This window comes from Arthrobacter sp. CDRTa11 (assembly GCF_026427775.1).
In the GTDB taxonomy this organism is placed as follows: domain Bacteria; phylum Actinomycetota; class Actinomycetes; order Actinomycetales; family Micrococcaceae; genus Arthrobacter.
This window is the reverse complement of sequence record NZ_CP044532.1, coordinates 2,901,644-2,927,094: the sequence shown is the minus strand read 5'-3', so window position 1 is coordinate 2,927,094 and position 25,451 is coordinate 2,901,644. Positions and strand designations below refer to the sequence as shown.

Genomic DNA, 25,451 nt, shown 5'->3' with positions numbered 1-25,451 from the left:
GTGGGGCCGCTGAAACTGTTGGGCCGCGCACTGTTATGGCCAGCCCGGCCCTGCACAGAGGCCCTCGTCGGCAACCGTTCAGCGGCAATGCACGACCGGCACGTAACTCTACCGGTTTTGGCCCTGCGGATAGCCATTGGGCCGGACACCCTTGCCGGTGATGGCGGCCAGCACGGCATTCTGCCGCAGGAGCCCGGTCACCGTCCCCCGGTGGTCCACCACAGCATATTCCCGGCCCTCCAGTTGGGCGAGGTACTGGATGAGCTCCTGCCCCTTGGACCATTCGGGCACATAGGCGCCCGGAACCAGGGCATAGGACACGGCGGTGACGGGGGTGGTTCCCGCGGCGGCAGGGGGAACGGCAGAAACAGCCGATGGGTCCACTACTCCCTGCGGGCGGCCGTCCGGGCCGCAGACAACAACTGCAGGGGTTCCCGACGGTGAGAGCCGCAGGATTTCCGCCACCGTTGCTGAAGCTGGAATGCCGACGGCGGGTTCGGACAGTGCTACAGCGCTCACGAGGTGGAGCCTGCTGCGCAGTGTTCCCTGTTGGATGGAGGCCGAGGCGCCCATCCACAGGAATCCGGCGACGAGGATGGTGATCATCAGGAAGCTAAAGTCCGGCTGCTCACCGGCCAGCAGCGGCCGGACAATAAACCAGTAACCCAGGGCGACAACAAGGACGCGTCCGGCCCAGCCCGCCGCGATTGTGCCTTTTGCCTGACTTCCTGTTGCTTTCCAGACCGCCGACTCGACCAGGCGCCCACCGTCTAGTGGGAGTCCGGGCAGGACGTTGAATATGCCGATCAGCAGGTTTGCCACCATAAAGATATTTGTCAGGATGTCCGCCACGCTGGGAAGGCTCGTCATGGAAAGCACCAGCCAAGCCGCACCGGCAAGAACGAAGTTGGCAGCCGGCCCGGCCAATGCCACCAGCACGGAGCGCCCCGGGGTGGCCGTGAAGTTTTCGAACTGTGTGTGCCCGCCCCAAAGGTTCAGGACGATTTTCTGCGTGGGCCAGCCATAGATCTTGGCGGTCAGCGCGTGAGCCAGTTCGTGGACGAGGACGGAGATCAGCAAGAGCACGGCGTAGGCAAAGGCTACGACGTAGGCGGCGAAGCCCAGGGCGGGATTCCTCGCCAGGAGCGCGGGCCCGAAGGCAACCACCGTAAAGGCGGCGATGACAAACCAGGAGTACGCCAAAATGACGGGAATGCCCGCAATCCTGCCCAGCGGAATGCCCTCCCGGCGGGAGGGCGCTTTCGTTTCAGTCAAGTGCGAGGCTCCTCGAAGCGTTTGCCGGCATTGCCGTTGTTTGGGCCTGCTGTTCGCCCCGGCGCACAGCGATGGATTCCAGGTCGGCCACGGTGCGTCCCTCCAGTGAATCCCACGTGAGGTGCCGTGGATCTGGCGGCAGCGGGACCATGTGAGGAATGGCAACGGTGGCAACACCTGAGGCCACCGCGGCCGCAACGCCCGGTGCCGAATCCTCCAGCGCCACACAGTGGTCCACGCTCAGGCCGGGATCATCCTGGCGCAGCAGTTCAACGGCCGTCAGGTACGCCTCAGGGTCCGGCTTGCCGCGGACCACAGTGTCTCCGGTAACCAGGAATTCGAAGTACTGCCGGGGAAGGCTGGAAACGATTTGGCGTGCCAGCGGGCCTTCAGACATGGTGACCAGGGCGCACCGGATGCCGGCACTGTGGAGGTCATCCAGCAGTTCCCGCGCACCGGGACGCCAAGGAACCTTGCGCTGCACATTGCGGATGACCTCGGCAGTCAGGGTGTCGATAATCTCCCGGATCTCCAGCCGGACACCGGCCTCCTGCAGAATGCCTGCGGAAAACGTCAGGGACTGCCCCACCAGCTGCATGGCCTGCTCGTGCGACCAGGTCCCGCCGTACGCCTGGACCAGCGCGTGTTCGGCGGCGATCCAGTATGGTTCCGTGTCCACGATGGTGCCGTCCATGTCCCAAAGAACGGCTCTCAGCGGGGAAGGGGAGGCAGTGGATCGCATGGTTTCAGTCTACGGTGCCACCTGAACGCCAGCTGCGGGCTACGCCCTTGGCGAATATGGGGGCCTCCTTGAACCCTTACGCCGCGCCGGCTTGTTTTTTTGGCGGTTCATTCGATGCATCACCCAGCTTCTTGGACGTAGGGTGAAGAAATGAATAGCTTCGATGGAGACACCACCGAACCGGATGCCGCGGACGAGCCCGAGCGGTTCCTGCTGCCAGTGGCGGACGGAGAGCGGGTGACCGTGATGTTGGCCGCCTTTGAAGGCTGGAACGACGCCGGCGAGGCCGCGAGCGATTCACTTCGCTACCTCAACAAGCTCTGGGGCGGCAAGAAGGTTGCCTCCATCGACGCTGATGAATACTACGACTTCCAGTTCACCCGTCCAACGGTGCGGCGGAACGCGGCAGGTGAACGGAAGATCAAATGGCCATCTACGCGCATCTACAAGGCGAGTGCGCCCGGCTCCAACGTGGATGTCATCTTTGTGCAGGGAACTGAGCCCTCCTATAAATGGCGTGCCTACACGGCCGAGCTGCTGGTGCATGCGGAGGCGTTGAAGGTGGACTACGTGGTGCTGGTGGGAGCCCTGCTGGCTGACGTTCCGCACAGCCGGCCTATCCCCGTCAGTACCTCTTCCGACGACGGGCCGCTCCGGGAGCGGCTGAACCTGGAGGCCTCCCAGTATGAAGGTCCGGTGGGGATTGTGGGCGTACTGTCCGAAGTCTCGCTGCTCGCCGGGATTCCTACCGTGTCGCTGTGGGCGGCCGTACCGCACTACGTAGCCCAGGCGCCGTCACCCAAGGCGCAGCTGGCCCTCCTGCACCGGATTGAGGAATTGCTGCAGGTGCCTTTGGATACACACGAACTGGCCGAGGAAGCCGACGCCTGGGAGCGGGGCGTTGATGAGCTCGCCACCGAGGATCCGGAGATCGCTGCCTACGTGCGCCAGTTGGAAGAGGCCAAGGATACGGCCGACCTTCCTGAGGCGAGCGGGGAATCCATCGCACGGGAGTTTGAGCGGTACCTCAAACGCCGCGGCCAGGACCGGCCCTAAGAGGCCGACCCGCATCCGGACGGGAAGCGGCCTCAAAAAGAAATCGTTACAGCCGGACGCCGAGAAGTGCATCTATCGCGTCGCTGGCAAGAGCCTGGTCATGCTGGCTCCCCTCAGTGCCTGATGCGGTAGCCATCGCAGCCCATTTGTCCACGGCCGCCAGCGCCCCGGGCGCGTTCAAATCAGCGGCCATTGCCTCGCGCATCCCGGCAATAAGGCCAGCCGCGGATCCCGCGGGAGCACTGGCGAGGGCGCGGCGCCAGGACTCCAGCCGTTCCTTCGCCTGGGCAAATCCGGACCCTGTCCAGGACCAGTCCGTACGGTAGTGGTGTGCCAGGATAGCCAGGCGGATGGCCGCGGGCTCCTCCCCTGCAGCCCGCAATGCGGAGACCAGGACCAGATTTCCCTTGGACTTGCTCATCTTTTCACCGTCAAGGCCCACCATGCCGGCGTGGGCAAAGTGCTGGGCCAACGGCACGCCGGCCAGAGAATACGCATGCCCGGCACCCATTTCGTGATGGGGGAAGATCAGGTCAGAGCCGCCGCCCTGGACGGTGAAGGGGGCCGGGAGGTATTTCTGGGCGATGACTGTGCACTCGATGTGCCAGCCGGGCCTGCCCGGCCCAAGCTCGCCGCCGGGCCAGCTGGGCTCGCCGTCCCGCGCAACCCGCCAGAGGAGTGGATCAAGGGCCTGCCGCTTGCCGGCCCGCCCGGGATCGCCGCCCCGTTCAGCAAAGAGCTCCAGCATCTCAGTTTCCGCCATGCCCGAAATGGAGCCCAGGGTCCAGGCATCCGGTTCATCGGGGACGGAATGCTTGCCGGCTGCCTCGACGTCGTAATACACATCGCCGTCGGGTTCTTCCGCACTACCCGGCACGCGATAGGCGAGGCCGAGCCGGACAAGGTGCTCGATCGCCGGGACAATGAGGGGAATGGATTCCACGGCCCCAACATAGTTATCCGGTGCCAGCACGTTCAGTGCTTCCATATCGGTCCGGAAGAGCTCAACCTGGCTGGCCGCAAGGTCCCTCCAGTCAACTCCCGTGGCTGTGGCCCGTTCCAGTAGGGGGTCGTCAACGTCGGTGACATTCTGGACGTACGAAACGCGCTGCCCGGCGTCGCGCCAGGCCCGGTTCAGCAGGTCAAAGGCCACGTAACTGGCAGCGTGCCCCATGTGCGTGGCGTCATAAGGGGTGATTCCACAGACATACATCGACTGGTCTCGGCCCGCGGGAAGTGTCACTTCGATGCCGCGGGCTGTGTCGAACAGCCGTACGGCGGACATTCTTCCGGGCAGTTCGGGAACAGGGCGGGATATCCAGGATTTCACAGGCCAAGCCTAGTGCTAGGCGCTGATGACATTGAAACCGAGCAGCAGATACAGCGCCATCCCCAGGAAGATCCGGTACCAGACAAAGAGGCGGTAGCTGCGGGTGGAAACGAACTTCAGGAACCAGCCGATGATCACATAGCCCACGGCAAACGCAATGACGGTGGCCATCGCCGTCTCCGGCAGGCCGTAGGGTCCGCTGATGCCCTCGTTGGTGACGGTCTTGTAGAGCTGGAACAGACCGCTGCCGAAAACGGCAGGAATGGCCAGGAGGAATGAATACCGTGCCGCGGCTTCCCTGGTGTAGCCCATCAGCAGGCCGGCCGTGATGGTCCCGCCCGACCTCGAAACGCCGGGAATAAGCGCCATTGCCTGGGCAAGTCCATAAAAGACACCATGCTTGTACGTCAGCCGGGTCAGCTCGCGTTCCTGTCTGCCCACCGCATCGGCCACCGCCAGGACCAGCCCGAAGACGATCAGCGTGGTGGCCACGATCCACAGGCTCCGCAGTACTGATTCGATCTGGTCCTGGAACAGAAGCCCCAGGACGATGATGGGCAGGCTTCCGAGAATAACGAGCCAACCCATCCGCGCATCCGGGTCCTGCCTGGACACTTTGCCGGTGAGTGCGCCGGTCCACGCCCTGAAGATCCTGACGATGTCATGCCGAAAAAAGACAAGGACCGCCGTTTCGGTTCCCAGTTGCGTTATGGCGGTAAAGGCGGCACCGGGATCGGCGGCGTTCGGCAGGAACTCCCCCACAATCCGCAGGTGCGCGCTTGATGAAATCGGTAGAAATTCGGTCAGTCCCTGCACAAGGCCCAGCAGGGCCGCCTCAAACCAGTTCACGGTAAAGACCCTACGTCATGGACCCTGATGATTCCCCGTAAGCTTGCTGCTATGCAGCAGCGTTATGTCGGCAACAGTGGATTGCGGGTCTCCGCCCTTACCCTGGGCACCATGTCCTGGGCAGGCGATACCGATGAACAGGACGCCACGGACCTGCTGCGCGCTTTCGTCAGTGCCGGTGGCAAGCACATCGACACGGCAGCGTCCTATGCGGACGGCCGCGCAGAGGCGATGATCGGATCGCTGCTGGGGGATGTTGTCTCCCGGACCGAAGTCTCCATCGCCACCAAAGCCGGGATGTCGACGTCGGACGGCCGGCGCACAGTGGACACCTCACGGAACGCGCTGCTGTCCGGGCTGGACGCCAGCCTGGCAAGGCTCGGGACTGACTACGTGGATATTTGGTTTGCGCAGGCATGGGACGCCAACGTCCCGTTGGAGGAAACCCTCTCGGCCCTCGAATTCGCCCTGCGGACCGGGCGGGCCAGGTATGCGGGCGTCTCAAACTTCAACGGCTGGCAAACTGCCAAGGCCGCCGCCGTGGCCGGGTTTCCACTGGTGGCTGCGCAGTCAGAATATTCGCTGCTTCAGCGGAAGGCGGAAGAGGAGCTCATTCCCGCAGTGGAGGACGCAGGTCTGGGCCTGATGGCATGGGCCCCGCTGGGCCGGGGTGTCCTCACGGGCAAGTACCGGGGCAACATCCCTGGCGACTCCCGGGCCGCACACTCCATCCTTGCGCCCTACGTTGAACCGTACCTGGCAGAGAAGCCGTCCCGTGTGGTGGAAGCGGTGGCCATGGCTGCCAAGGGGTTGGGCCGCACACCGCTGGATGTCTCCCTCAGCTGGCTGCTTTCCCAACACGGGGTTGCCACAGCGATGGTGGGCCCCCGGACGCCTGTCCAGCTTAAAGAGATCCTTGATGCCCAGCTGACACCCTTGCCGCCGGAGATTTCCCGCGCCCTCGAGGACGTTTCAGAACCGTCCTGATCCTGCCGGCATTTGCTGCAACCGGCGGACGTTACTCCTCGACGATTTCCAGGTCCTCGTCGTCGTCCAGGACGCCGTCTTCCTCTTCATCTTCCTCGTCGTCAAACACCTGCAGCGGCGTCACTTCGTTGTACGCCTCGTAGAGTGCGTCCTCGTAAACTTCGAAGGCATCGGCAACAGCGAAAAAAGCTGCTTCCACTGTGGGGTCGCCATCGCCTCGCCGGTTGGAGGCTGCGATAAGGTGTTCTTCCAAGGCAGCGGTCAAGGACTGAAGCGCGACACGCGGATCGATGCTCATGACTTCACGTTAGCTGGAAATGGACGAGAATGGAGAGCAATGAAGGAACAATTTCTCACCAGCTCCGTCCACCGGGAACGGGACTATTTGAGGCAGTACGAGTACCTCGTACTGACGGTAAGCCCTGACGATTCACTGCGTGAGGCACGGCGCCGGCTCGCGGAGCACTCCGAGTACGGCAAGTGGGAACTCGAGCGCAGCAAGCTCTACCTCGGTGGAGGACGCCGCTTTTGGCTCCGGCGCAGGGTCATGCAGGTTCAACGGACTGTCTAGCCCCAACCATTATTGTTCCAGGGGGCCAAGCCAGGCATTCGCCACTGTATTGTGCGCTGATTCGTCATCGGAGGGGTGGAACATCCCGGCGAGAACGTCGCGGTACAGGCGCTCCAGTTCACTGCCCTGGAAGTAACTTGAGCCTCCGCTGACCCTGATGGCAAGGTCAACCACCCGGCGGGCGGTCTCTGTGGCGTTGATTTTCAGTCCGACGAGCTTGGGGAACCACTGCGGCCCGTGGTCCACACGGCTGTCAACGTCACGCGTCACCATCAGGAGCTGGGGGTAGAGATTGTCCATGGCCATGGCGGCCTCTGCCACTTTCCAGCGGATGTCGGGATCCTGGGCATAGCTGCGGCCACCGTTCTTGAAGGAGGTGCGGCGCTTGACGGCCTCCACGGCCAGATCCAGGGCGCGCTCTCCAAGGCCGGTGTACACGGCGGCGAGGAGTGATTCAAAGCAGGCGAAAATGGCGAAGATCAACGGGTCGGCATTCGGCCCGACGGGCAGCCTGCGGAAGATCCGGTCAGCGGGGACTTCGGCGGCGTTCAGGACTGTTGTGTTGGACTGGCTGGCCCGCATCCCGAGCGTGTTCCAGTCGTCCAGGATTGTGTAGCCCGGGGTCTCACGGGTGATGAACCCGTGGATCAGTTCTCCCTCTCCGCCGCGTGCGCCTTCATCCTTTCCGAAGATCCCCAGCCTGGTCCACGCCGGGGAAAGGCTGGTGAAGATCTTTGCCCCGGTGAACCTGTAGCCGCCACCGGGCAGTGGCGTGGCCACGGTCCGCGAATCGAAGAGGACTGAATCGTTACCTGCCTCAGAATTGCCGAAGGCAAAGATTTCGCCGTTCGCGGCCTCCTTGAGGACGAAGTCCAGTGAGTGGTCGCCTCTCTCGGCCAGGACGTGTGCGACGCCGGTCCACACCAAATGCATGTTGACCGCCAGTGCGGTGGCAGGCGCAGCCGTTGCCAGCCTCCGCTGGCACTGTGCCGCCGCTTCAAGCCCCAACCCCGCACCGCCGTCGGCTGCAGGGACAAAGAGCTTGAGGTACCCCGCTGCGGCCAGTTCCGCCAGATCCTCATGGAAAAAGGCGTTATCACGGTCATAGCCGGCGGCCCGGCCGCGGATGCGCTCCAGCAGCGCCTGGGGCAGGATTTCTTCCGGCGTCATACGTGGCCTGCTCAGTAGTTGGTGAGCAGGGTGTTAAGCACCCGGGCGCCGAATTTGAGTGAATCGGCAGGGACACGCTCGTCCACTCCGTGGAACATCCCGGTGAAGTCCAGCTCATCGGGCAGCTGCAGCGGCGCGAAGCCGTAGCCGGTGATCCCCAGCCTGCTCAGGGACTTGTTGTCGGTCCCACCCGAGAGTGTGTACGGGAGCACCTTGGCGCCGGGATCCTCGGAATGCAGGGCGTCGATCATGGAATCCACAAGGTTGCCCGCGAAGGGAACCTCCAGGGAGACGTCCGAGTGGACATAGCTGACCTCGACGCCCGCTCCGGCGAGGTCACGGACGATCTCGAGGACATGTTCCTGCTGTCCCGGCAGGGTCCGGCAATCCACCAGGGCCTCCGCTGACTCGGGAATGACGTTGTGCTTGTAGCCCCCCTTCAGGAGGGTGGGGTTGGTGGTGTTTTGCAGGGTGGCGCCGACGAACCGTGCCACCGTTCCGAGCTGGTTCAACAGGAGGTCCGGATTGTCGGCATCGAACTCGACTCCTGTGAGCTCAGTAACACCGTCCAGGAACTGGCGGGTGGTGGGTGTCAGCTCAATCGGCCACTTGTACTCGCCGATGCGGGTCACGGCTGCCGCCAGCCGTGTGATGGCATTGTCCGTGCTGATCTGGGACCCGTGCCCGGCGCGTCCGTGGGCCACCAGGCGCAGCCAGGAAATGCCTTTTTCTGCGGTCTGCAGCAGGTACGTGCGCTGGCCGCCAATGGTCGCCGAGAAGCCGCCCACTTCTGAGATGGCTTCGGTGGCGCCCTCGAAGAGCTCGGGACGCTTGTCCACTGCATACCGGGCTCCGTACTCACCGCCGGCTTCCTCATCGGCAAAGAAGGCAAAAACTATGTCCCTCTTGGGCTTTCGTCCTGTGCGCGCCAAGCCCCGCATAACGGAGAGGATCATGGCGTCCATGTCCTTCATGTCCACCGCACCCCTGCCCCAGATCAGGCCATCCCGAAGTTCGGCACCGAAGGGATCCACCGACCACTGGTCCCTCAACGCGGGAACAACGTCCAGGTGCCCGTGCACCACCAGTGCGCTTGCCGACGGATCCTCGCCGGCCATCCGCGTGACCACATTGGCGCGGCCGGGAGCGGATTCGAAGATCTCAGCAGTCAGGCCCACTTCTTCGATCAATGCAGCCGTATATTCCGCCGCGGCCCGCTCCCCCGGCCCTGAGCCGTCGCCATAGTTTGAAGTATCTATCCGGATGAGGTCCTGGCAGATCCCTACAACTTCATCCTCGGGACGGACGTCAGACATCGATTTCTCCTCTTACGGGGGAACGGCTGCTAAGAACCAGGGCGACTCGCTTGCCATCAGCCTACCCACTCGCCCCGATTCCATCTTTCCGTAGAGTTCGTGTTAGAGTTTTTCTCGCTGCTTCGGAGAAAAGCGAACCGCTGAAAGGCGGAAACGTTGTCCGAAATACCACCTGCGCGGGTGGCGGAATGGCAGACGCGCTAGCTTGAGGTGCTAGTCCTCGAAAGGGGGTGGGGGTTCAAGTCCCCCTCCGCGCACACAAGGGAAAGCCCCTGGAATCCACTGATTCCAGGGGCTTTTTCGTGGACCCGCAAACCGGCGGCATTCACTCGCGGAGGTGATGTTGCTCACGCCCGTGGCTTAGGCAACTTCTCCCCCGCAACAGAAGAACCCGCCGTGCATGACGGCGGGTTCTTCTGTTGGTCGGTCACGTTGAGCTGACCAATGGTGCCACTGGCTACTACACGCTGCCTGGCTGGTCGAACCGCTGGCCTTCAGGCTTGGAAGCCAGGATGGTCATCACCAGCAAGGCAATTGCACCCACGAACGGAACGAGCACCACGAGGAGCAGCCAACCAGTGAGGTTGGCATCGTGGAGGCGGCGGACCGCCAGCGCCAGCGACGGAACAATGGTGGCGAGGCCCCAGATTACCAAGACAATGTAGACAGGAACTGCTCCTGCCCCCGGGACGGCCGTCCCGTCTGCCGTAACGGTCGCTCCGGCAGCCCCCATAATGCCCGCAACGATCTGCAGGATGATGCTGACACCGACGGAGACGAGAGTCCACCACCAGTACTCGCTGCGGCTGGCCCGGCCGGAGAACGTTGCGTACTTCTTGAAGAAACGCTTCACCGCTACCGGCAACGGCGCACCGTAATACGGTGCCCAAAGCGGCGGCTCGCCGGCCTGCAGGAACGGCTGTTGCTGTTGTTGTTGCGGATAACTCAAGGTATTTCCCCCGGATGTAAGAGTGATGAGACGTCCCAATACTAGGACCAACAGGGCCCTAAATGTACTTTCGATGGAGAAAGTTCATCCCGTGACCACCTGTCGCTGGTCCAGTCGCGTGGCACACTCAGTTTCATGCGTGAATTCGTCGTCCTGGGCACAGCCTCCCAGGTCCCCACCCGGTCCCGAAACCACAACGGCTATTTCCTGCTGTGGGACGGCGAAGGTTTACTGTTTGATCCTGGTGAGGGATCGCAGCGCCAGATGATGTTTGCTGGTGTTTCGGCCCACCAGATCAACCGGATCTGCCTGACGCATGTCCACGGTGACCATTGCTTTGGGCTTCCCGGCGTACTTTCCCGGATGGTCCTGGACGGCGTGAAGCATCCCGTCCACCTGCATTTTCCGGCTTCAGGCGGGGACGCAGTCCGGGCCCTCGTTTCCCTTGCTCCGCCGGGCCTTGACCTGCAGTTGCACCCGCATGCCGGCAGTTGCACCGTGGCCCCCGGACTGGAGATACGCCCGTTGAACCACAGGATCGAAACATACGGGTACCGGCTCGTGGAACCGGATGGGCATACGCTGCTCCCGGAGCGGCTCGAACAGGCAGGGATCAGCGGGCCCGACGTCGGCCGCCTGCAGCGCGAGGGCAGCCTTGGTTCCTTACATATAAAGGATGTAAGTGTTCCGCGGCGGGGCCAACGCTTCGCCTTTGTGATGGATACGGCACCCTGTGCCGGCGCCGAAGACCTTGCCGAGGGCGCGGACCTGCTGGTGGCCGAGTCCACGTTCAGCGACGCCGAGGTTGACCTGGCAACGCAGTACCGGCATCTCACCGCAGGGCAGGCCGGCGCTTTGGCGGCCGCTGGCCGCGTCCGCACTCTGGTCCTGACCCACTTCTCCGCCCGCTACCCAGACGTTGGCTTACTGGCAGCACAGGCCAGGGCACGTGCCGGAGGAGCAACAGTGGTGATTGCCAACGACCTTGACCGGGTTGCTTTTCCGAAGCGGCTTAACCCGGCGGGTTAAAACGTCGTCTGCGGGTGGAGGGATAAGAGCCTGAAAGCCGGGACGAAGCGGAGACAGCCTATTGGCAGGTGTTCAGGATTCCGGCGATGGCGTCATGCTCCGGCTTGGTGACCCACAGCTTGTACTTGGCCTTGACTGCCGTCTGGCGGGCAACGTACTCACAGCGAAACGATTTGTTGGACGGCAGCCAGGTGGCGGCGTCCTTGCCGGATTTGGACATGTTCGCCGGGCCGTCCGCTGCCATCAGGTTAAGGGGATCGTTGGCAAATTGTTTTCGTTCTTCTTCGCTGATCTGCTGGGCACCGGTCTGCCATGCCAGCGACAACGGGACAAGATGGTCGATCTGGACCTCGGAGCTTGTCTCGGCTCCCCGGATGAACGCTATGGTCTTCCCTGTGTATTTGTCGGGGAGCGTTCCGGTCAGCACAACGCAATTGTGGGTCCCGTCCTTAAACGTCTCTTCGACGAGGTCACGGGCCAGGATGTCGTTGCGGGTGTCGCAGCCGTTCCGGTCCACATCCGCCCAGGCCGGACCAAACTCGCCCCGGCTGTAGCCGGTCTTGGGTGCACGGCCCTTTACTGGGATTGTCTCCAATTGGGCAAGCGCGGCTGCGGCGTCGCCGGCCTTCGCCTCTGTCCCTGCGTAGGCGGTGCCCCTCGTTGAGCCGGGTTCGCAACCGGTCAGGCCGCCGGTCAGCAGGGCTGCAACGAATAGGGACAGGGCTTTTACGGGGAAGCTGGAGATATTCGTGTCCTTTAAAGGTGTGGCCGGAACGAACAGGTTACCTGCCGGCCCGGCCTGGCCCGGGCAACCTGGCCATGGCGTCCGTCACATGGGCGCCACTGCCGATCCCGTCGCGGAAAGCCTCCCATCCCCTGCACGCACAAACTCTTGCCGCGTCCGACTCCTGTGCGTCACAATTGGGCGGCAACTCGCACCAGTCGCGCCTTAAGACGCGGAATTTCGTCTCCCAGCGGTGCCATTGGTCACAAAAGCACCAACCGGACGTGTCTTTGTGCAAATGATCGTCGCTGCCTATTGGGGAATACCAGCCTGATGCTGTACGTTGCATACGCGACAGACAGAACCAAAGAAAAGAGAAACACCTAAGTGGCAACCGATTACGACGAGCTCCGCTCCGACGTCAAGGAATCGCAGGACAACTCGCTGGAGGCGCTTCAGTCCGCCAATGCACCGGACGCACGCAGCGTCGTCCTCGAACTCGATGAGGCCGATGGGCTGGATGGCGCCGGCGTTCCGGGAGGCGAATTTGTCGCCGAGGAACTGGTCGTGCAGGTCATTCCCCAGGCAGACGACGAGTTCACCTGCTACTCCTGCTTCCTGGTGCGGCACCGGTCCCAGATTGCACGGCAAAAAGATGGACACAGCTACTGCACCGACTGCGAAGGCTGATTCCGGACCTCCGGAGTCCACTGTCGGCTTAAACCGCCGGCGCCCGCACGATTCGATGAGGCACGCCCACTGACAGTGGACGTGCCTTTCGTTTTAGGTGAGGCGGCTCCGGACGATTTCGCTGACGGCCTTGCCATCGAAGCGCCCTGCCACCTTGGCGGTAACGGGTTTCATGACGGCGCCCATGTGGCGCAAGGTGGGTGCCTGCCCTTCGGCGGTGAGTTCTGCGATGGTTTCATCCACGATGGCTTCCACTTCCGCTGGGGTCAGGGCCTGCGGAAGATACGCCTCAATGACCTCAGCTTCAGCGATTTCGGCTGCTGCCCGTTCAGGTTCGCCGGCCTCGGAGTAAATCCGGGCGGTGTCACGGCGCTTAGCCGCTTCCTTTTGCAGCAGCGACGTTACCTGGGCGTCGTCGAGCACCATGGGCGTTTTGCCCGACTTTTCGCGCGTTTCGATCTCGCCCAGAACGTTTCGCACCGTTGCCAGGGCGATCTTGTTGCGGTCCTTCATGTGCGCAACTACGTCAGCATGCAGGCGTTCCTTCAAAGTGGTCACGATGTTCCTCGAGTAGCAGGGCACCCCATCGGGCAGGGCGGCGGCGAACCGTCCCTCTAGTACCGTAGAGGTCTATGGCTGACAATGACTATTCCCGGCACTGCAGGGTATGACCTCCTTCCCCGGACAACTATGGCAACGCATCCTTGAAGCCTTCAGCCGCACCGACATCCCGGAGGTTTCCCTCTTTGAGTTGTCCCTGGTGCTCGTGATGGCCATTGCGTTGTCCGTCCCGCGGGTCACGTGGAGGTACTTTGGCCTGTTGGCCACCGCCACCCATGAACTGGGCCACGCCTTCGCGGCGGTGGTCAGCGGCCAAAGACTCGGAGGGATCCGGCTCAGCCTGGACCACTCCGGAACCACCACAAGTTACAGCCGTGGACGGCTGGCCACCGTCTGGTCCGGTTTTTGGGGCTATCCGGTTCCGGCGATGACGGGTGCTGCCCTTGTTTCCGCAGGCTTTGGCGGCTGGGGCCCCGCCGCACTGGCAACCGGCACCCTGATCCTGCTTGCATCGCTGCTGTTCATACGGAATGTGGCAGGCTTCCTGATCACCACTGGGGCGGTCGCAGGCGGTGCCGCACTCATACTTTTTGTACCGCATACGTTCACAGGCCACGTGGCCGTCATCCTTGGGCTCGCCCTGTTGGTGGCCTCCGTCCGGGACCTGCTGAAGCTTTCGCAGGTGCACCTGCGGCGAAGGGAGCGTCTGGCAAGTTCGGATGCTTACCTGCTGTACCGCGCCACATCGGTGCCTTCCTTTATTTGGATAGGCCTTTTTACAGCGATTGTGGCCGGGTCCTGGCTGGTTGCCTGGCAGCCCATCTCCACAATCCTTGCAGCCGGCACCTAGGCTTAACCCATGGGCAAGGAAACACAGGCCGCTCCAGCGTCCGCTGGCCACAGCACCACGGGTGCCTACGTAGCGGAGGGCGCCGAATTCAACCGCGACACCAACTACATTGAGGACCGGATCACGCGCCACGGTTCTTCCGGCAGCAACGGCGAGCCGGGCTGGCCGGTGGAACCTGGACGCTACCGGCTGATTGCCGCAAGGGCCTGTCCGTGGGCGAACAGGGCAGTTATTGTCCGGCGGCTCCTTGGCCTGGAGGACGCCATCTCCCTGGGCCAGCCGGGTCCCACGCACGACGCCCGGTCCTGGACCTTTGACCTGGACCCGGGTGGCGTGGACCCCGTGCTGGGGATTGAGCGGCTTCAAAGTGCTTATTTCACGAGGTTCCCAGGGTATCCGCGGGGCATCACCGTTCCGGCCTTAGTGGATGTTGCCAGCGGTGCGGTGGTAACGAACAACTTTCCCCAGATCACTTTGGACTTCTCCACTGAGTGGACCGAATTCCACCGGCCCGGCGCCCCCCGGCTTTATCCTGAGGAGCTTCGGCCCGAAATTGACGCCGTCAACAAACGCGTCTTTACCGAGGTGAACAACGGCGTCTACCGCTGCGGTTTTGCGGGTTCACAGAAGGCCTACGACGCCGCCTACTCTCGGCTTTGGACAGCCCTGGACTGGCTTGAAGAGCGCCTGGCAAGGCAGCGGTACCTGGTGGGAGAGACCATTACGGAGGCCGACGTGCGGCTGTTCACCACCCTGGCCAGGTTCGACGCTGTGTACCACGGCCATTTCAAATGCAACCGGCAGAAACTCAGCGAGATGCCCGCCCTGTGGGCATACGCGCGTGACCTGTTCCAGACTCCGGGCTTTGGTGACACGATCGATTTCGTCCAGATCAAGCAGCACTACTACATCGTCCACGAGGACATCAATCCCACCGGGATCGTTCCGCACGGCCCCGACCTGACGGGCTGGCTCAAGCCCCATGGCAGGGAGTCACTGGGTGGGCGCCCGTTTGGCGACGGTACTCCCCCGGGACCCGTCCGGCCTGGCGAAGAGATCGCTGCGGGGCACGGCGCCGCAGCTTGACCGGGAAGCGCTTTCTGCCCCCTAAGCTATGAGCATGCAGATTTCACACGGCTTTGCCGCGCCCGGGTATGAGGACGTCCTGGATCTTTTCGGGTCCTTCCTGGCTGACGACCCGCTGTACAGCGCCCAGGTGGCGGCGTACCGGAACGGCATCAAGGTGCTGGACCTGGCAGGCGGCCCGGAGATCAGTGCCGATACCCTGACAGGCACCTACTCCTGTTCCAAGGGCGTCGCTGCCGTGGTGATATCCCTGCTGGTCCAGGACGGACTGCTGGATTTGGACCGCACCGTGGCCCATTACTGGCCGGAGTTCGGGGTTCACGGCAAGGAGCGGCTCCTGGTGCGTGCGGCCCTGTCACACCAGGCCGGCCTGATGGGCGTTGAAGGCGGCTTTGCCCTGGACGAATTCACTACTCCGTTGGCTGCCGCCCGATTGGCTGCGGCCCAACCGGAATGGACCCCGGGCAGCTGCTTTGGCTACCACGCCCTGACCATCGGGATCCTGATGGAAGAGCTGTGCAGGCGGGTCGCCGGGGACACCCTGCAAAACCTCTATGACCGCCGCATCAGGAAGCCCTCCGGGGTGGACTTCTTCCTGGGACTGCCCGAAGAGTTGGAGGAGCGCTACCGGGATGTTCTCTACGACGTTGACGCCCGGCAGCCGTGGGTGGACCCGCTCAGCCTGGAAGGACTTAACAGCAACGCCCCGGTCAGCACCATCATGGAGCTTCCCAACCACCGCACCATCCGGGCCGCCGGCATGAGCGCGGCCGGTGGAGTCGGATCTGCCGAAGGGATGGCACGGCTGTACGCTGCAACTACAACGGGCGTGGATGGGGAGCCGCCCCTGCTTACTCCCGGGACGATCGGTGTGATGACGCAGGAACAGGTCTGGGGCCTGGACCGTTCCTCGGGACTGGATAACGCGTTCGCGGTGGTCTTTATGAAACCGCATCCCTCGCGGAATTTCGGGAGTCATCGTGCCTTTGGCCATGAAGGCGCCAATGCTGCCTTGGGTTTTGCCGACCCTGCCTACGGGCTTGGCTTTGGCTATGTTCCCCGGCGTGCGGAGGATGGGCGCACCCCCGGCAAGGCGCACCGCCTGGCCGCGGCGGTCCGGCAGGCTGCATCCGCCTTGTCCTAGCCCGCGTCCAGCCCTAGTGTGGGGCGGTGGATAATTCGAAAGTCCAGACGGCAGCCAGGTGGACCACGGGCACCCGTCTCTTGAAGAACGCAGCGGCCGGACTTTCGGCCGCGTTTACAGCACAGCGCCTGCAGCTTGCCGCCAAGGCTGCGATGGCTGCCGGCCTCGCTTTTCTCGTCGCTCCCCTCATGCCCGGGGCGGCGGCGGACTACCCCTACTACGCGCCGCTGGGGGCTCTGGTGGCGATGTATCACAATGTGGCTGGCTCGGTGAAGCAGGGCCTGCAAACCCTGATCGGGTTGGCCATGGGAATCGGGCTGGCTTTCCTCCTGGTCAACATCACGGACCCCTCGCCGCTTTCGGTGGCCATCTTAATGGGTATTGGAGTGCTCCTGGGCGGACTTCCCCGGATCGGATCCGGCAGCGACTGGATTCCGACGGCGGCCCTGCTGGTTCTGCTGGTGGGCGGCAGCAATCCTGACGACTTTTCCTTCGGATACCTTCTCCAAATGGGCGCCGGAGTAGCCGTTGGCATCGCCGTCAACTTCCTGGTCTTTCCACCCCTGCATTTTGACGCTGCAGCGGCGAGCCTTGACGAACTCCGTGCCGCCCTGGGCAAGCAGTTGACTGACATGGGATCGGCACTTACTGAAAGCTGGCCGCCCGAACATGAGGACTGGTCCCGACGCTCGGATGAACTGGCCTCAGCTGCCCGTACCGTCCGCCACCTGGTCCGGGAGGCTGACATGAGCCGGCGGGCCAACCCGCGCCGAAAGCTGCATCCGCGCGACGTGGACCTTGACTACCGCAACCTGCGCGAGCTTGAGCGTGTGACATTCCATATCCAGGACATGACCGATGTCCTGTCCGACGTGATCTGGGAGGAGGACGCGCCGTATGCAGTTCCTCCGGAGGACAGCCGCCCCCTGGCCGATGCCCTGACTGCCACGGGCATGTTGCTTTCCTCGTTCCGTGAGGGCGATCCTGAACTCCAGGCGGAGCGCTTCGCGGCGGCGGAATCGGCGGTGGAAGCCTGCGTGGAGGCGACATCGGGAAATGCCCCGGAGGCCGGCACTGTGCCCGCCTCCGAGTCCATCCTCCTGAGCCTGCACCGGATTCTCCGGGCCGTGCGTCCGGCGTCTTAGAGCCCTGCCACAGCGCCGCTGAAGTGCCGGCGTCCGGACCGGGGGTTCCAGGCTACGAACTCCGACCGTTTCCATGCCCCCTCAGCGGCCTCCACAGAAGTGATGTGCAGGCCGACGCGGCCCGGCAGGAACACCGGCGCCTCAAACTCGATGCTCCAGCTGAAGGAATCGCCCTTGACTGCCCCGACGTCGGCGAGTGCCCTTGAGGCGAGGTACATCCCATGGGCGATGGAGCGGCGCATTCCCAATGCCTTAGCCGAGAGGACGCTGAGGTGGATGGGGTTAAAATCCCCGGAAACGGCAGCATAGGATCTCCCCGTGTCCACGCCCAGGTGCCAGAGCGCAGTGGGGTCCGGTGGCCTGAACTCCGCGGGGACGCTGGATGGGGACGGCTTGTCGATTCCGGGCAGGAACACGCCCTTGGCAAGGTACGTGGAGACACCGGTCCAGCGGACCTCCGAGGCGCCAGTACGGCGCACCTCCGCAACAACATCCAGCTGTGTCCCTGCGCGGTGTCCGCGCAGGTTCGCCACCCGTGCCGTAATGTCCAGCGGCTCAGTGAACGTGACTGGCGAACGCTGCTCCACGTAGTTGCTCAAATGGATCATGCCCAGGACGGGCAGCGGGAAGTCGTCCCGGTTCATCACGCTGATGGCCACCGGGAAGGCGAGGGCATGGATGTAGCCGGCCGGCAGGACGTCGCTGGCTGTTTCCCCGATGAGGTGCTGGTAAGCGGTGAGGTTGCCGACGTCGGCCATGACGCCGCGCACTTCATGGCTGGCGTCCGGGAGGCTGGAGCCGTTGTTTGCTCCCAGTACCCGGCGGCGGGCCGCCTGGGCGGCCGCGTTCACGTAGAGCTTGGAGAGCGAGGGCATCTCGCCAAGAATGACGGGTTGAGGCGTTGGCTGAGCCGTGGTCATGCCCCCACCATGTGCTGTCCGCAGACCCGCAGCACTTCCCCGTTGATGCCCCCTGCTGCATCACTGGCGAGGAAGGCGATGGCCTCGGCGACGTCTGTCGGCTCGCCGCCTTGCTGGAGGGAGTTGAGCCGCCGGCCCAGTTCCCTCATGGCGAAGGGGATGCGGGCTGTCATCTCCGTTTCGATAAAACCTGGCGCAACGGCGTTGATTGTGCCTCCTTTGGCTGCCATGAGCGGGGCGGTGGAACGAACCATTCCCATGACCCCGCCCTTGGATGCCGCATAGTTCGTCTGCCCCCTGTTCCCTGCTATTCCGCTGGTTGACGCCACCGACACAATCCTTGGTGACCCATTGAAGATTTCCGCGGCGAGCAAGGCTTCGTTGATCCGCAGTTGGGCGGCGATGTTGACGTTGATCACCGAACTCCAGCGGGAATGATCCATGTTGGCCAGCAGTTTGTCCCTGGTAATGCCGGCGTTGTGGACCACTATGTCCAGGTGCCCGTGGCGTTGCACGGCGTGCTCGATGATCCGCTGCCCGGCGTCATCCCTGCTGATGTCCAGCTGAAGGGCAGTGCCACGGACCTCGTTGGCCACCGTTGCCAGATGGTCACCCGCTGCCGGTATGTCAACCAGGACCAGTGTGGCGCCGTCCCGGTGGAGGGTCCTGGCTATGGCTGCGCCTATTCCACGCGCTGCACCGGTGACCACGGCGACCTTGCCGGCAAGCGGCCTTTCAACGTCGGCAGGGAGTTGGCCCGCCGTCGTCGTAACCGTCAGGAACTGGCCGTCCACAAAGGCGGAGCGGCCGGAGAGGAAAAACCCCAGGGCAGCCACGCTGCCGGGGCTGGCAGCGGTTGTTTCGCCGGCGAGCAGGATCCCGTTGGCCGTGGCACCGGCACGGAGTTCCTTTGCGAGCGAACGCAGGAAACCGTCAACCCCCTGGCGGGCCGCCGCCTCGGAAGGTGTTCCTGCCTCACTGGCAGGGCGGGAAACGGTGACGAAGCGGGCGCTCGGGGCGAGGTCCCGCAGCGAGGATGCGGCTGCCAGGACCGGTCTTTCGAGGTCCTCGGGCCTGGCCACATCGTCCAGGACAAGAATGATGGCACCAAGTTTTTCGCGGGGCACCGCGTGGCGCCGGACATCCAGGTCCCAGGAGAGCAGGACGGCGGCCAACTCGTCCGCGCCGTTTGTTGTCCCCTGCACCAGGATGGGTCCGGTAATGAGCGGCTGGCCCGGCTGGTACCTGCGCAGCAGCGCCGGCTGGGGAAGGCCGAGCTTCCGGGCGACCTTCCTGCCCGGTCCGTGGCTGACCAGTTGGGTGTATGTGTCTGTCATCCGATGCTCCTTACAGCGCTTCGAGAATGGCAACGACGCCCTGGCCGCCGGCGGCGCAGACCGAGATGAGCCCGCGGGCAGGCCGGCCGTTTACCGTCCCTTTCTCGTGCAGCATCTTTGCGAGCGAGGCAGCGATGCGGCCGCCCGTAGCGGCAAAGGGGTGTCCAACGGCGAGCGAGGACCCGTTGACGTTGAGTTTGCTGCGGTCGACACTGCCAAACGCCCCGTCGAGCCCAAGCCTGGTTTTGCCGAACTCCTCGTCCTCCCACGCCGCAAGCGTGCTGAGGACGGTACCGGCAAAGGCTTCGTGGATTTCAAAGAAATCAAAATCATCAAGGGTCAGTCCGCGGCGTGCCAGCAGGCGCGGGACGGCGAAGGCGGGAGCCATGAGGAGCCCGTCCTTGCCGTGGACAAAATCCACAGCGGCAGCTTCACCGTCCACTACCTTCGCCAGCTTGGGCAGGTCATGGGCGTCTGCCCATTCTGCAGATGCCAGCAGGACAGTCGATGCGCCGTCCGTCAACGGGGTGGAATTACCCGCCGTCATGGTGGCTTCTGCACCCAGGTTCTTTCCGAAAACAGGCTTCAGCGATGCCAGCTTCTCCAGCGTCGTATCCGGCCGCAGATTCGAATCCCGCGCCAGCCCCCGGTACGGGGTCAGGAGGTCGTCAAAGAATCCGGCTCCGTAGGCAGCCGCCAGGTTGCGGTGGCTGTTCAGCGCGATCTCGTCCTGTGCCTCGCGTGTGATGTTCCACTGCGCTGTCGTCAGCGCCTGGTGTTCCCCCATTGACAGGCCGGTGCGGGGTTCGCCGGTGCTTGGCGCGTCCGGGGCCAGGTCCTTGGGGCGAAGCCGGCTAAAAGCTTGGAGGCGCTGCGGCAGGGTCTTGGCGCGGCTGAGGTCCAGGAGAACGGCCCGCAACCCCTCGCTGACCGCAATGGGCGCGTCTGACGCAGAATCCACGCCACCGGCAATGGCGGAATCAATCTGGCCAAGCTTGATTTTGTTGGCGAGGCCCAGGACGGTTTCCAGGCCGGTTGCGCAGGCCTGCTGCACGTCGTAGGCAGGCGTTTCAGCAGACAATGAGGAGCCGAGGACAGCCTCGCGGGTCAGGTTGAAGTCCCTGGAGTGCTTCAGGACGGCTCCGGCGGCGACTTCGCCAATCCGCTCATCCTGGAGGCCGAACCTGGCGATGAGACCCTCCAGCGCGGCCGTCAGCATGTCCTGGTTCGAGGACTTGGTGTAGGCGCCTCCCGATCGGGCAAACGGAATTCTGTTGCCGCCCACGATGACGGCATCGCGAAGGGTCACGCCGGCTCCAGGGGAGGCCGGGGTGCTGAAATCCTGTGGTCCGGTTGCGGATTGTCCATCGACGGACATGAGATGACTCCTCTGGTTGTCGGTTACCGATACTCAGCGTACCTGATACGCTGAGTATCGTGAACAAGCTCCTACCCGTGTCCCCTCCGGCCTTTGCCGCTGGCAGTGCCGACGGCCGTTCGGCCCGTTGGCAGACCCACCGCGAGGACCGCCGCCGTGAACTCATCAAGTCTGCGCGGCGGGCTGTGCATGCGCTGGGAAGCGACGCTTCCATGGAGGAAATTGCGGCAGCCGCAGGAACGTCCAAGTCAGTCTTTTATCGCTACTTCGGGGATAAGGCGGGCCTTCAGCAGGCCGTGGGCGAAGTGGTCCTGAGCCAGATGCAGCAGCGGATCCGGGAAGCTGCCCAGAGTGCCCAGACCCCGCGCCAGGGCCTGTTCGCCATGGTTTCCGCCTATCTCCAGATGGCTGAGACAAGCCCGAATGTCTACAGCTTCGTGACCCGTTACTCCCCCGCTGACGCAGACACTTCGCAAAATGCAGCGGCAATCTCAGGCGCGCTGGGCCACTTCTTCGAGTCCATCGGAGAAATGATCGCCACTCCGATGCGGACGCATCTTGGGGACGGCAAGGAAGCCGTGATCGGATATTGGCCCATGGCTGCCATTGGGCTTGTCCGCAATGCCGGTGAGCAATGGTTGAGCACACCGGCTTCAGACTCCAAGCCGGACCAGGAAGCCATGGCACGCCAGATCACCGCCTGGCTGTGTGTGGGGATCGCGCCGGAGCTGGACCAGTCAAAATCACCGTAGGACCTTGCCGGAAGGCAGACTGTGACGCCGCGGCGTGCAACCCCCATCCGTCCGGACCAACCGGCCAAACCTTTCATCAGAACCCATCTGTCAGAACCAACGAAGGACATTGACATGACCGAACTAGTGGACCGACCCGCCGGCAGGGGATCCCGGCCTGCCGCCGCCACCCCGGGGGACGGTAAGCCGGCTCAAGGACAGCCAGCCGTGGACGTTGCAGGCCTTGGCCGGCTGCTCCTGGGCCGATGGGCTGAGATCCGTCTGCAGGCGCGGGACCTGGCCGCCCGTCCGGAGCTGCACAAGACCGAGGGCCTGCCCCACACCGAACATCGGATCCGAACGTTCGGCCAGTTGAAGTACCTCGTGGAGAATGAAGCCGTTCACCGTGCCTTTCCCACAGCGCTGGGCGGCTCTGACGACCATGGGGGCAACATCGCGGGCTTCGAGGAGCTGGTGACCGCTGATCCGTCCCTGCAGATCAAAGCCGGCGTCCAATGGGGCCTTTTTGGTTCGGCGGTGATGCACCTTGGCACTGAGGAACACCATGCCAAGTGGCTCCCGGGAATCATGAATCTTGATATTCCCGGCTGCTTTGCAATGACGGAAACAGGCCACGGCTCCGACGTCGCCAGCATTGCCACAACAGCCACGTACCACCCCGGAACCCAGGAATTCGTGGTCCATACGCCGTTCCGTGCCGCATGGAAGGACTACATCGGCAACGCTGCCATCGATGGACTCGGCGCAGTGGTCTTTGCGCAGCTGGTCACCCAAGGTGTCAACCACGGAGTGCATGCCTTCTACGTGGACCTGCGCGATCCTCAGACCAAAGAGTTCCTGCCCGGCATCGGCGGCGAGGACGACGGCGTGAAGGGCGGCCTTAACGGCATCGACAACGGCCGGCTGCATTTCACCAACGTCCGCATCCCGCGGTCCAATCTTCTCAACCGGTACGGCAATGTGGATGTTGACGGCACCTACAGCTCGCCCATTGCCAGCCCCGGCCGCCGTTTCTTCACGATGCTGGGGACCCTGGTCCAGGGACGGGTGTCACTTGATGGTGCGGCAGTGGCCGCGTCCAAGATCGCCCTCACCGCTGCCATCCGCTACGCCACGGAACGGCGCCAGTTCAACGCCTCGTCCCACACGGAGGAGGAAGTACTTCTCGACTACCAGCGGCACCAGCGCCGGCTCTTCACGCGGCTGGCCACCACCTACGCCGCGGGCTTTGCCCATGAGCAGCTGCTCCAGAAGTTCGACGACGTGTTTTCCGGCGCCCACGACACCGACGAAGACCGGCAGGATCTTGAAACCCTTGCTGCGGCCCTGAAGCCGCTCAGCACCTGGCATGCCCTCGATACACTGCAGGAGTGCCGCGAAGCCTGCGGCGGCGCAGGCTTCCTGATCGAAAACCGCTTCGCTTCCCTGCGGGCGGACCTGGACGTCTATGCCACGTTCGAAGGTGACAACACGGTGCTGCTTCAGCTCGTGGCCAAGCGGCTCCTGGCCGACTACGCCAAAGAGTTCAGGAATGTGGATTTTGGCGTCCTGGCCCGCTACGTTGTGGGCCAGGCGACGGGCGTGGCCCTCCACCGCACCGGGCTGCGGCAGGTGGCCCAGTTTGTGGCCGATACGGGATCAGTGCAAAAGGCCGCCCTCGCCTTGAGGGACGAAGAAGGCCAGCGGGCCCTGCTGACGGACCGGGTCCAGACGATGGTGGCGGACGTGGGTGCCGCCCTCAACGGAGCCAACCGGCTGCCCCACGACAAAGGGGCCGCACTCTTCAACAAGCACCAGAACGAGCTGATCGAGGCCGCGCAGGCCCACGCTGAGCTGCTGCAGTGGGAGGCCTTCACGGAGGCGCTGAAGGACATCGCGGATCCGGGCACCAAGACAGTGCTGACGTGGTTGCGTGACCTCTTTGGACTTTCCCTGATTGAGAAGAACCTGGCCTGGTACCTCATGAACGGCAGGCTGTCCATGCAGCGCGGGCGCACCGTGGGCGAGTACATCAACCGGCTCCTGGTGAAGATCCGTCCACACGCCCTCGATCTTGTGGAGGCGTTCGGCTACAGCCAGGACCACATCCGCGCGGCGGTCGCCACCGGTGCAGAAAAGACCCGGCAGGATGAGGCTCGCGCGTATTTCAGGAGCCAACGGGCCAGCGGCCAGGCCCCGGTGGACGAGAAAGTGCTGCTTGCCCGCACCTCCGGGGCAGCCAGGGGCCAGTCCGGAGCCTGACTGCCCCTGTCCAGCAAAAAACGACGGTCCAGCAAAAAACGACGGCGCCGCTCCCCACTGAAGGGAGCGGCGCCGTCGTGATGACCGGGTTAGTCCTGCTGAACGGGGTCAAGAGGCTGCGGCCCCAAACCGGCCGCGGATCAGGGGTGTCAGTTCAGGACTGAACGGTATACCTCAAGGGTTGTTTCGGTGATGGACTCCCAGGAGAAATGCTCTTCGGCACGGCGGCGGCCGGCCTGTCCCATGGCCCGGGCACGCTCGGGATCGGACACAACCTCAATGAGTGCTGCGGCGAATTCCGTGACGAACTTCTCCGGATCCAAGGGTGTGCCCGTGCCATCGGTGACCTGTTCGATGTCAACCAGCAGGCCAGTTTCGCCGTGCTTGACCACCTCCGGGATCCCTCCCGTGGCGCTGGCTACAACAGCGGCCCCGCAGGCCATCGCCTCAAGGTTCACGATGCCCAGGGGTTCATAGATCGAGGGGCAGGCAAAGGCGGTGGCATGGCTCAGAACCTGGATGAGCTCCTTGCGCGGCAGCATCCGCTCGATGAGGACCACACCTGTCCGCTGGCTCTGGAGCTCCTCAATCAGGCGCGCCGTCTCGGCGGCGAGTTCAGGGGTATCCGCCGCCCCGAGGCACAGCACCAGCTGAACATCGGCCGGAAGCTTGGCCGCGGCGCGCAGCAGGTACGGCACGCCCTTTTGGCGGGTGTTGCGCCCCACAAAGACCACGCTGGGCTTCTCAGGATCGATGCCCAGGGCGCGAACGGCGTCTTCGCCTTCATCACGGTGCCACTGGTCGACGTCGATGCCGTTGTGGACCACACGCACCTTGGCAGGGTCAACATCCGGGTAGCTGCGCAGGATGTCCTGGCGCATGCCTTCGGAAACGGCGATGATGGCTGCAGCGGCCTCATAGGCGGTCTTTTCCACCCAGGAAGACAGTGCGTAACCGCCGCCGAGCTGCTCAGCCTTCCACGGCCTCAAGGGTTCAAGGCTGTGCGCGCTGAGCACATGCGGGATGCCATGCAGCAGGGACGCCAGATGCCCTGCCATGTTGGCGTACCAGGTGTGGGAATGGACGACGTCTGCGCCCTCGATGTCGGGAACGATCCGCAGATCCACCCCGAGCGTCTGGACCGCTGCGTTAGCGGATCCAAGGTCCTCGGGCACGGTATAGGATGTCACCCCGGCACCGTGGTAGTCGGCATCGCGGGGCGCCCCGAAAGCACGAACCTGCAGGTCAACGTGCTTACTCAGCACCCTGCTCAATTCGGCCACGTGGACTCCGGCGCCACCGTAGATCTCCGGCGGGAACTCTTTAGTCACAATGTCTATTCGCACCGT

25 protein-coding genes and 1 tRNA gene are annotated in these 25,451 nt (G+C 63.7%); 12 read left to right on the top strand and 14 right to left on the bottom strand.

Translation table 11 applies throughout. The annotated features are described in order from the left end of the window. Positions 1–108: 108 nt before the first annotated feature. Both F8G81_RS13115 and F8G81_RS13110 read right to left on the bottom strand, forming a co-directional pair. A complete protein-coding gene (locus F8G81_RS13115) occupies positions 109–1,275 on the bottom strand; it encodes a site-2 protease family protein (RefSeq protein ID WP_267275169.1) in 1,167 nt (388 codons plus the stop codon). Next, complete coding sequence (locus F8G81_RS13110) at positions 1,268–2,017, bottom strand: HAD family hydrolase (protein WP_416377051.1); 750 nt, start codon at positions 2,015–2,017, stop codon at positions 1,268–1,270. The genes F8G81_RS13115 and F8G81_RS13110 overlap by 8 nt, the downstream gene beginning before the upstream one ends. Before the next feature lie 150 nt (positions 2,018–2,167). Between F8G81_RS13110 and F8G81_RS13105 the strand changes: the two genes are divergently transcribed. Then, a complete protein-coding gene (locus tag F8G81_RS13105) occupies positions 2,168–3,073 on the top strand; it encodes a PAC2 family protein (RefSeq protein WP_267275168.1) in 906 nt (301 codons plus the stop codon). 46 nt (positions 3,074–3,119) lie between these two features. Here the strand turns inward: F8G81_RS13105 and mshC are convergent, their stop codons facing one another. Together mshC and F8G81_RS13095 are read right to left on the bottom strand one after the other, a co-directional pair. Then, complete coding sequence (mshC, locus tag F8G81_RS13100) at positions 3,120–4,403, bottom strand: cysteine--1-D-myo-inosityl 2-amino-2-deoxy-alpha-D-glucopyranoside ligase (protein WP_267275167.1); 1,284 nt, start codon at positions 4,401–4,403, stop codon at positions 3,120–3,122. Positions 4,404–4,418: 15 nt separating this feature from the next. After that, positions 4,419–5,252 (bottom strand): undecaprenyl-diphosphate phosphatase, encoded by an 834-nt coding sequence (locus F8G81_RS13095; RefSeq protein ID WP_267275166.1) that lies wholly within the window; start codon positions 5,250–5,252, stop codon positions 4,419–4,421. A 51-nt stretch (positions 5,253–5,303) separates the two neighbouring features. Here F8G81_RS13095 and F8G81_RS13090 point away from each other — a divergent pair, with 51 nt between their 5' ends. Then, positions 5,304–6,239: an aldo/keto reductase gene (locus F8G81_RS13090; RefSeq protein WP_267275165.1), complete on the top strand. Its 936-nt coding sequence runs from the start codon at positions 5,304–5,306 to the stop codon at positions 6,237–6,239. Positions 6,240–6,270: 31 nt separating this feature from the next. On the opposite strand, the gene F8G81_RS13085 is transcribed toward F8G81_RS13090, so the two are convergent. Beyond that, a complete protein-coding gene (locus tag F8G81_RS13085; RefSeq protein ID WP_267275164.1) occupies positions 6,271–6,537 on the bottom strand; it encodes a hypothetical protein in 267 nt (88 codons plus the stop codon). Positions 6,538–6,576: 39 nt separating this feature from the next. Between F8G81_RS13085 and F8G81_RS13080 the strand changes: the two genes are divergently transcribed. Further along, the gene (locus F8G81_RS13080) at positions 6,577–6,810 is read left to right on the top strand and encodes a DUF5703 family protein (RefSeq protein WP_267275163.1); all 234 of its coding nucleotides are present in this window, start codon (positions 6,577–6,579) and stop codon (positions 6,808–6,810) included. Positions 6,811–6,819: 9 nt separating this feature from the next. On the opposite strand, the gene F8G81_RS13075 is transcribed toward F8G81_RS13080, so the two are convergent. Both F8G81_RS13075 and F8G81_RS13070 read right to left on the bottom strand, forming a co-directional pair. Beyond that, positions 6,820–7,980 (bottom strand): acyl-CoA dehydrogenase family protein, encoded by a 1,161-nt coding sequence (locus F8G81_RS13075; protein ID WP_267275162.1) that lies wholly within the window; start codon positions 7,978–7,980, stop codon positions 6,820–6,822. Between the two features lie 11 nt (positions 7,981–7,991). Beyond that, complete coding sequence (locus F8G81_RS13070; RefSeq protein ID WP_267275161.1) at positions 7,992–9,296, bottom strand: M20/M25/M40 family metallo-hydrolase; 1,305 nt, start codon at positions 9,294–9,296, stop codon at positions 7,992–7,994. 174 nt (positions 9,297–9,470) lie between these two features. On the opposite strand from F8G81_RS13070, the gene F8G81_RS13065 reads away from it, so the two are divergent. Further along, positions 9,471–9,553: transfer RNA gene (locus F8G81_RS13065), tRNA-Leu, on the top strand. Between the two features lie 203 nt (positions 9,554–9,756). On the opposite strand, the gene F8G81_RS13060 is transcribed toward F8G81_RS13065, so the two are convergent. Beyond that, complete coding sequence (locus tag F8G81_RS13060) at positions 9,757–10,245, bottom strand: DUF805 domain-containing protein (protein WP_267275160.1); 489 nt, start codon at positions 10,243–10,245, stop codon at positions 9,757–9,759. 135 nt (positions 10,246–10,380) lie between these two features. Here F8G81_RS13060 and F8G81_RS13055 point away from each other — a divergent pair, with 135 nt between their 5' ends. Next, a complete protein-coding gene (locus F8G81_RS13055; RefSeq protein WP_267275159.1) occupies positions 10,381–11,274 on the top strand; it encodes a ribonuclease Z in 894 nt (297 codons plus the stop codon). Between the two features lie 58 nt (positions 11,275–11,332). Here the strand turns inward: F8G81_RS13055 and F8G81_RS13050 are convergent, their stop codons facing one another. Beyond that, positions 11,333–11,974: an HNH endonuclease family protein gene (locus tag F8G81_RS13050; protein ID WP_416377143.1), complete on the bottom strand. Its 642-nt coding sequence runs from the start codon at positions 11,972–11,974 to the stop codon at positions 11,333–11,335. Between the two features lie 411 nt (positions 11,975–12,385). Between F8G81_RS13050 and F8G81_RS13045 the strand changes: the two genes are divergently transcribed. Then, a complete protein-coding gene (locus tag F8G81_RS13045; protein WP_267275158.1) occupies positions 12,386–12,688 on the top strand; it encodes a DUF4193 domain-containing protein in 303 nt (100 codons plus the stop codon). A gap of 93 nt (positions 12,689–12,781) precedes the next feature. Here the strand turns inward: F8G81_RS13045 and F8G81_RS13040 are convergent, their stop codons facing one another. Beyond that, on the bottom strand, positions 12,782–13,246 hold the full coding sequence (locus F8G81_RS13040) for a GatB/YqeY domain-containing protein (RefSeq protein ID WP_267275157.1): 465 nt from the start codon (positions 13,244–13,246) through the stop codon (positions 12,782–12,784). Between the two features lie 109 nt (positions 13,247–13,355). Between F8G81_RS13040 and F8G81_RS13035 the strand changes: the two genes are divergently transcribed. From F8G81_RS13035 to F8G81_RS13020, 4 genes are all read left to right on the top strand, one after another. Beyond that, complete coding sequence (locus tag F8G81_RS13035) at positions 13,356–14,099, top strand: M50 family metallopeptidase (RefSeq protein WP_267275156.1); 744 nt, start codon at positions 13,356–13,358, stop codon at positions 14,097–14,099. Between the two features lie 9 nt (positions 14,100–14,108). Next, a complete protein-coding gene (locus tag F8G81_RS13030) occupies positions 14,109–15,185 on the top strand; it encodes a glutathione S-transferase family protein (protein WP_267275155.1) in 1,077 nt (358 codons plus the stop codon). Positions 15,186–15,219: 34 nt separating this feature from the next. Continuing rightward, positions 15,220–16,329 carry a serine hydrolase domain-containing protein gene (locus F8G81_RS13025; protein ID WP_267275154.1) on the top strand — a complete coding sequence of 370 codons (1,110 nt, stop codon included), beginning with the start codon at positions 15,220–15,222 and terminating at the stop codon, positions 16,327–16,329. A 152-nt stretch (positions 16,330–16,481) separates the two neighbouring features. Further along, positions 16,482–17,474: an FUSC family protein gene (locus F8G81_RS13020; RefSeq protein ID WP_267279209.1), complete on the top strand. Its 993-nt coding sequence runs from the start codon at positions 16,482–16,484 to the stop codon at positions 17,472–17,474. Here the strand turns inward: F8G81_RS13020 and F8G81_RS13015 are convergent. Genes F8G81_RS13015 through F8G81_RS13005 form a run of 3 tightly spaced genes read right to left on the bottom strand, consistent with a single transcriptional unit; the run spans position 17,471 to position 21,109 of the window. Beyond that, positions 17,471–18,394 (bottom strand): MaoC family dehydratase, encoded by a 924-nt coding sequence (locus F8G81_RS13015; protein WP_267275153.1) that lies wholly within the window; start codon positions 18,392–18,394, stop codon positions 17,471–17,473. The genes F8G81_RS13020 and F8G81_RS13015 overlap by 4 nt on opposite strands. Then, positions 18,391–19,731 (bottom strand): 3-oxoacyl-ACP reductase, encoded by a 1,341-nt coding sequence (locus F8G81_RS13010; protein WP_267275152.1) that lies wholly within the window; start codon positions 19,729–19,731, stop codon positions 18,391–18,393. Before F8G81_RS13010 ends, F8G81_RS13015 begins: the two co-directional genes overlap by 4 nt. A 10-nt stretch (positions 19,732–19,741) precedes the next feature. Continuing rightward, positions 19,742–21,109: an acetyl-CoA C-acetyltransferase gene (locus F8G81_RS13005; RefSeq protein WP_267275151.1), complete on the bottom strand. Its 1,368-nt coding sequence runs from the start codon at positions 21,107–21,109 to the stop codon at positions 19,742–19,744. Between the two features lie 59 nt (positions 21,110–21,168). Here F8G81_RS13005 and F8G81_RS13000 point away from each other — a divergent pair, with 59 nt between their 5' ends. Further along, positions 21,169–21,861, top strand: coding sequence for a TetR/AcrR family transcriptional regulator (locus tag F8G81_RS13000; RefSeq protein ID WP_267275150.1), 693 nt, complete (start codon positions 21,169–21,171; stop codon positions 21,859–21,861). A 114-nt stretch (positions 21,862–21,975) separates the two neighbouring features. Next, positions 21,976–24,102: an acyl-CoA dehydrogenase gene (locus F8G81_RS12995; protein WP_267275149.1), complete on the top strand. Its 2,127-nt coding sequence runs from the start codon at positions 21,976–21,978 to the stop codon at positions 24,100–24,102. A gap of 149 nt (positions 24,103–24,251) precedes the next feature. On the opposite strand, the gene glgA is transcribed toward F8G81_RS12995, so the two are convergent. Next, the gene (gene glgA / locus F8G81_RS12990; protein WP_267275148.1) at positions 24,252–25,448 is read right to left on the bottom strand and encodes a glycogen synthase; all 1,197 of its coding nucleotides are present in this window, start codon (positions 25,446–25,448) and stop codon (positions 24,252–24,254) included. Positions 25,449–25,451: the final 3 nt, after the last annotated feature.

Excerpts from the sequence above, each read along its gene's own strand:
- F8G81_RS13110 (WP_416377051.1), bottom strand. The coding sequence starts at position 2,017 with ATGCGATCCACTGCCTCCCCTTCCCCGCTGAGAGCCGTTCTTTGGGAC.
- F8G81_RS13105 (WP_267275168.1), top strand. The coding sequence starts at position 2,168 with ATGAATAGCTTCGATGGAGACACCACCGAACCGGATGCCGCGGACGAG.
- F8G81_RS13090 (WP_267275165.1), top strand. The coding sequence starts at position 5,304 with ATGCAGCAGCGTTATGTCGGCAACAGTGGATTGCGGGTCTCCGCCCTT.
- F8G81_RS13085 (WP_267275164.1), bottom strand. The coding sequence starts at position 6,537 with ATGAGCATCGATCCGCGTGTCGCGCTTCAGTCCTTGACCGCTGCCTTG.
- F8G81_RS13080 (WP_267275163.1), top strand. The coding sequence starts at position 6,577 with ATGAAGGAACAATTTCTCACCAGCTCCGTCCACCGGGAACGGGACTAT.
- F8G81_RS13075 (WP_267275162.1), bottom strand. The coding sequence starts at position 7,980 with ATGACGCCGGAAGAAATCCTGCCCCAGGCGCTGCTGGAGCGCATCCGC.
- F8G81_RS13070 (WP_267275161.1), bottom strand. The coding sequence starts at position 9,296 with ATGTCTGACGTCCGTCCCGAGGATGAAGTTGTAGGGATCTGCCAGGAC.
- F8G81_RS13055 (WP_267275159.1), top strand. The coding sequence starts at position 10,381 with ATGCGTGAATTCGTCGTCCTGGGCACAGCCTCCCAGGTCCCCACCCGG.
- F8G81_RS13035 (WP_267275156.1), top strand. The coding sequence starts at position 13,356 with ATGACCTCCTTCCCCGGACAACTATGGCAACGCATCCTTGAAGCCTTC.
- F8G81_RS13030 (WP_267275155.1), top strand. The coding sequence starts at position 14,109 with ATGGGCAAGGAAACACAGGCCGCTCCAGCGTCCGCTGGCCACAGCACC.
- F8G81_RS13025 (WP_267275154.1), top strand. The coding sequence starts at position 15,220 with ATGCAGATTTCACACGGCTTTGCCGCGCCCGGGTATGAGGACGTCCTG.
- F8G81_RS13020 (WP_267279209.1), top strand. The coding sequence starts at position 16,482 with ATGGCTGCCGGCCTCGCTTTTCTCGTCGCTCCCCTCATGCCCGGGGCG.
- F8G81_RS13015 (WP_267275153.1), bottom strand. The coding sequence starts at position 18,394 with ATGACCACGGCTCAGCCAACGCCTCAACCCGTCATTCTTGGCGAGATG.
- F8G81_RS13010 (WP_267275152.1), bottom strand. The coding sequence starts at position 19,731 with ATGACAGACACATACACCCAACTGGTCAGCCACGGACCGGGCAGGAAG.
- F8G81_RS13005 (WP_267275151.1), bottom strand. The coding sequence starts at position 21,109 with ATGTCCGTCGATGGACAATCCGCAACCGGACCACAGGATTTCAGCACC.
- F8G81_RS12995 (WP_267275149.1), top strand. The coding sequence starts at position 21,976 with ATGACCGAACTAGTGGACCGACCCGCCGGCAGGGGATCCCGGCCTGCC.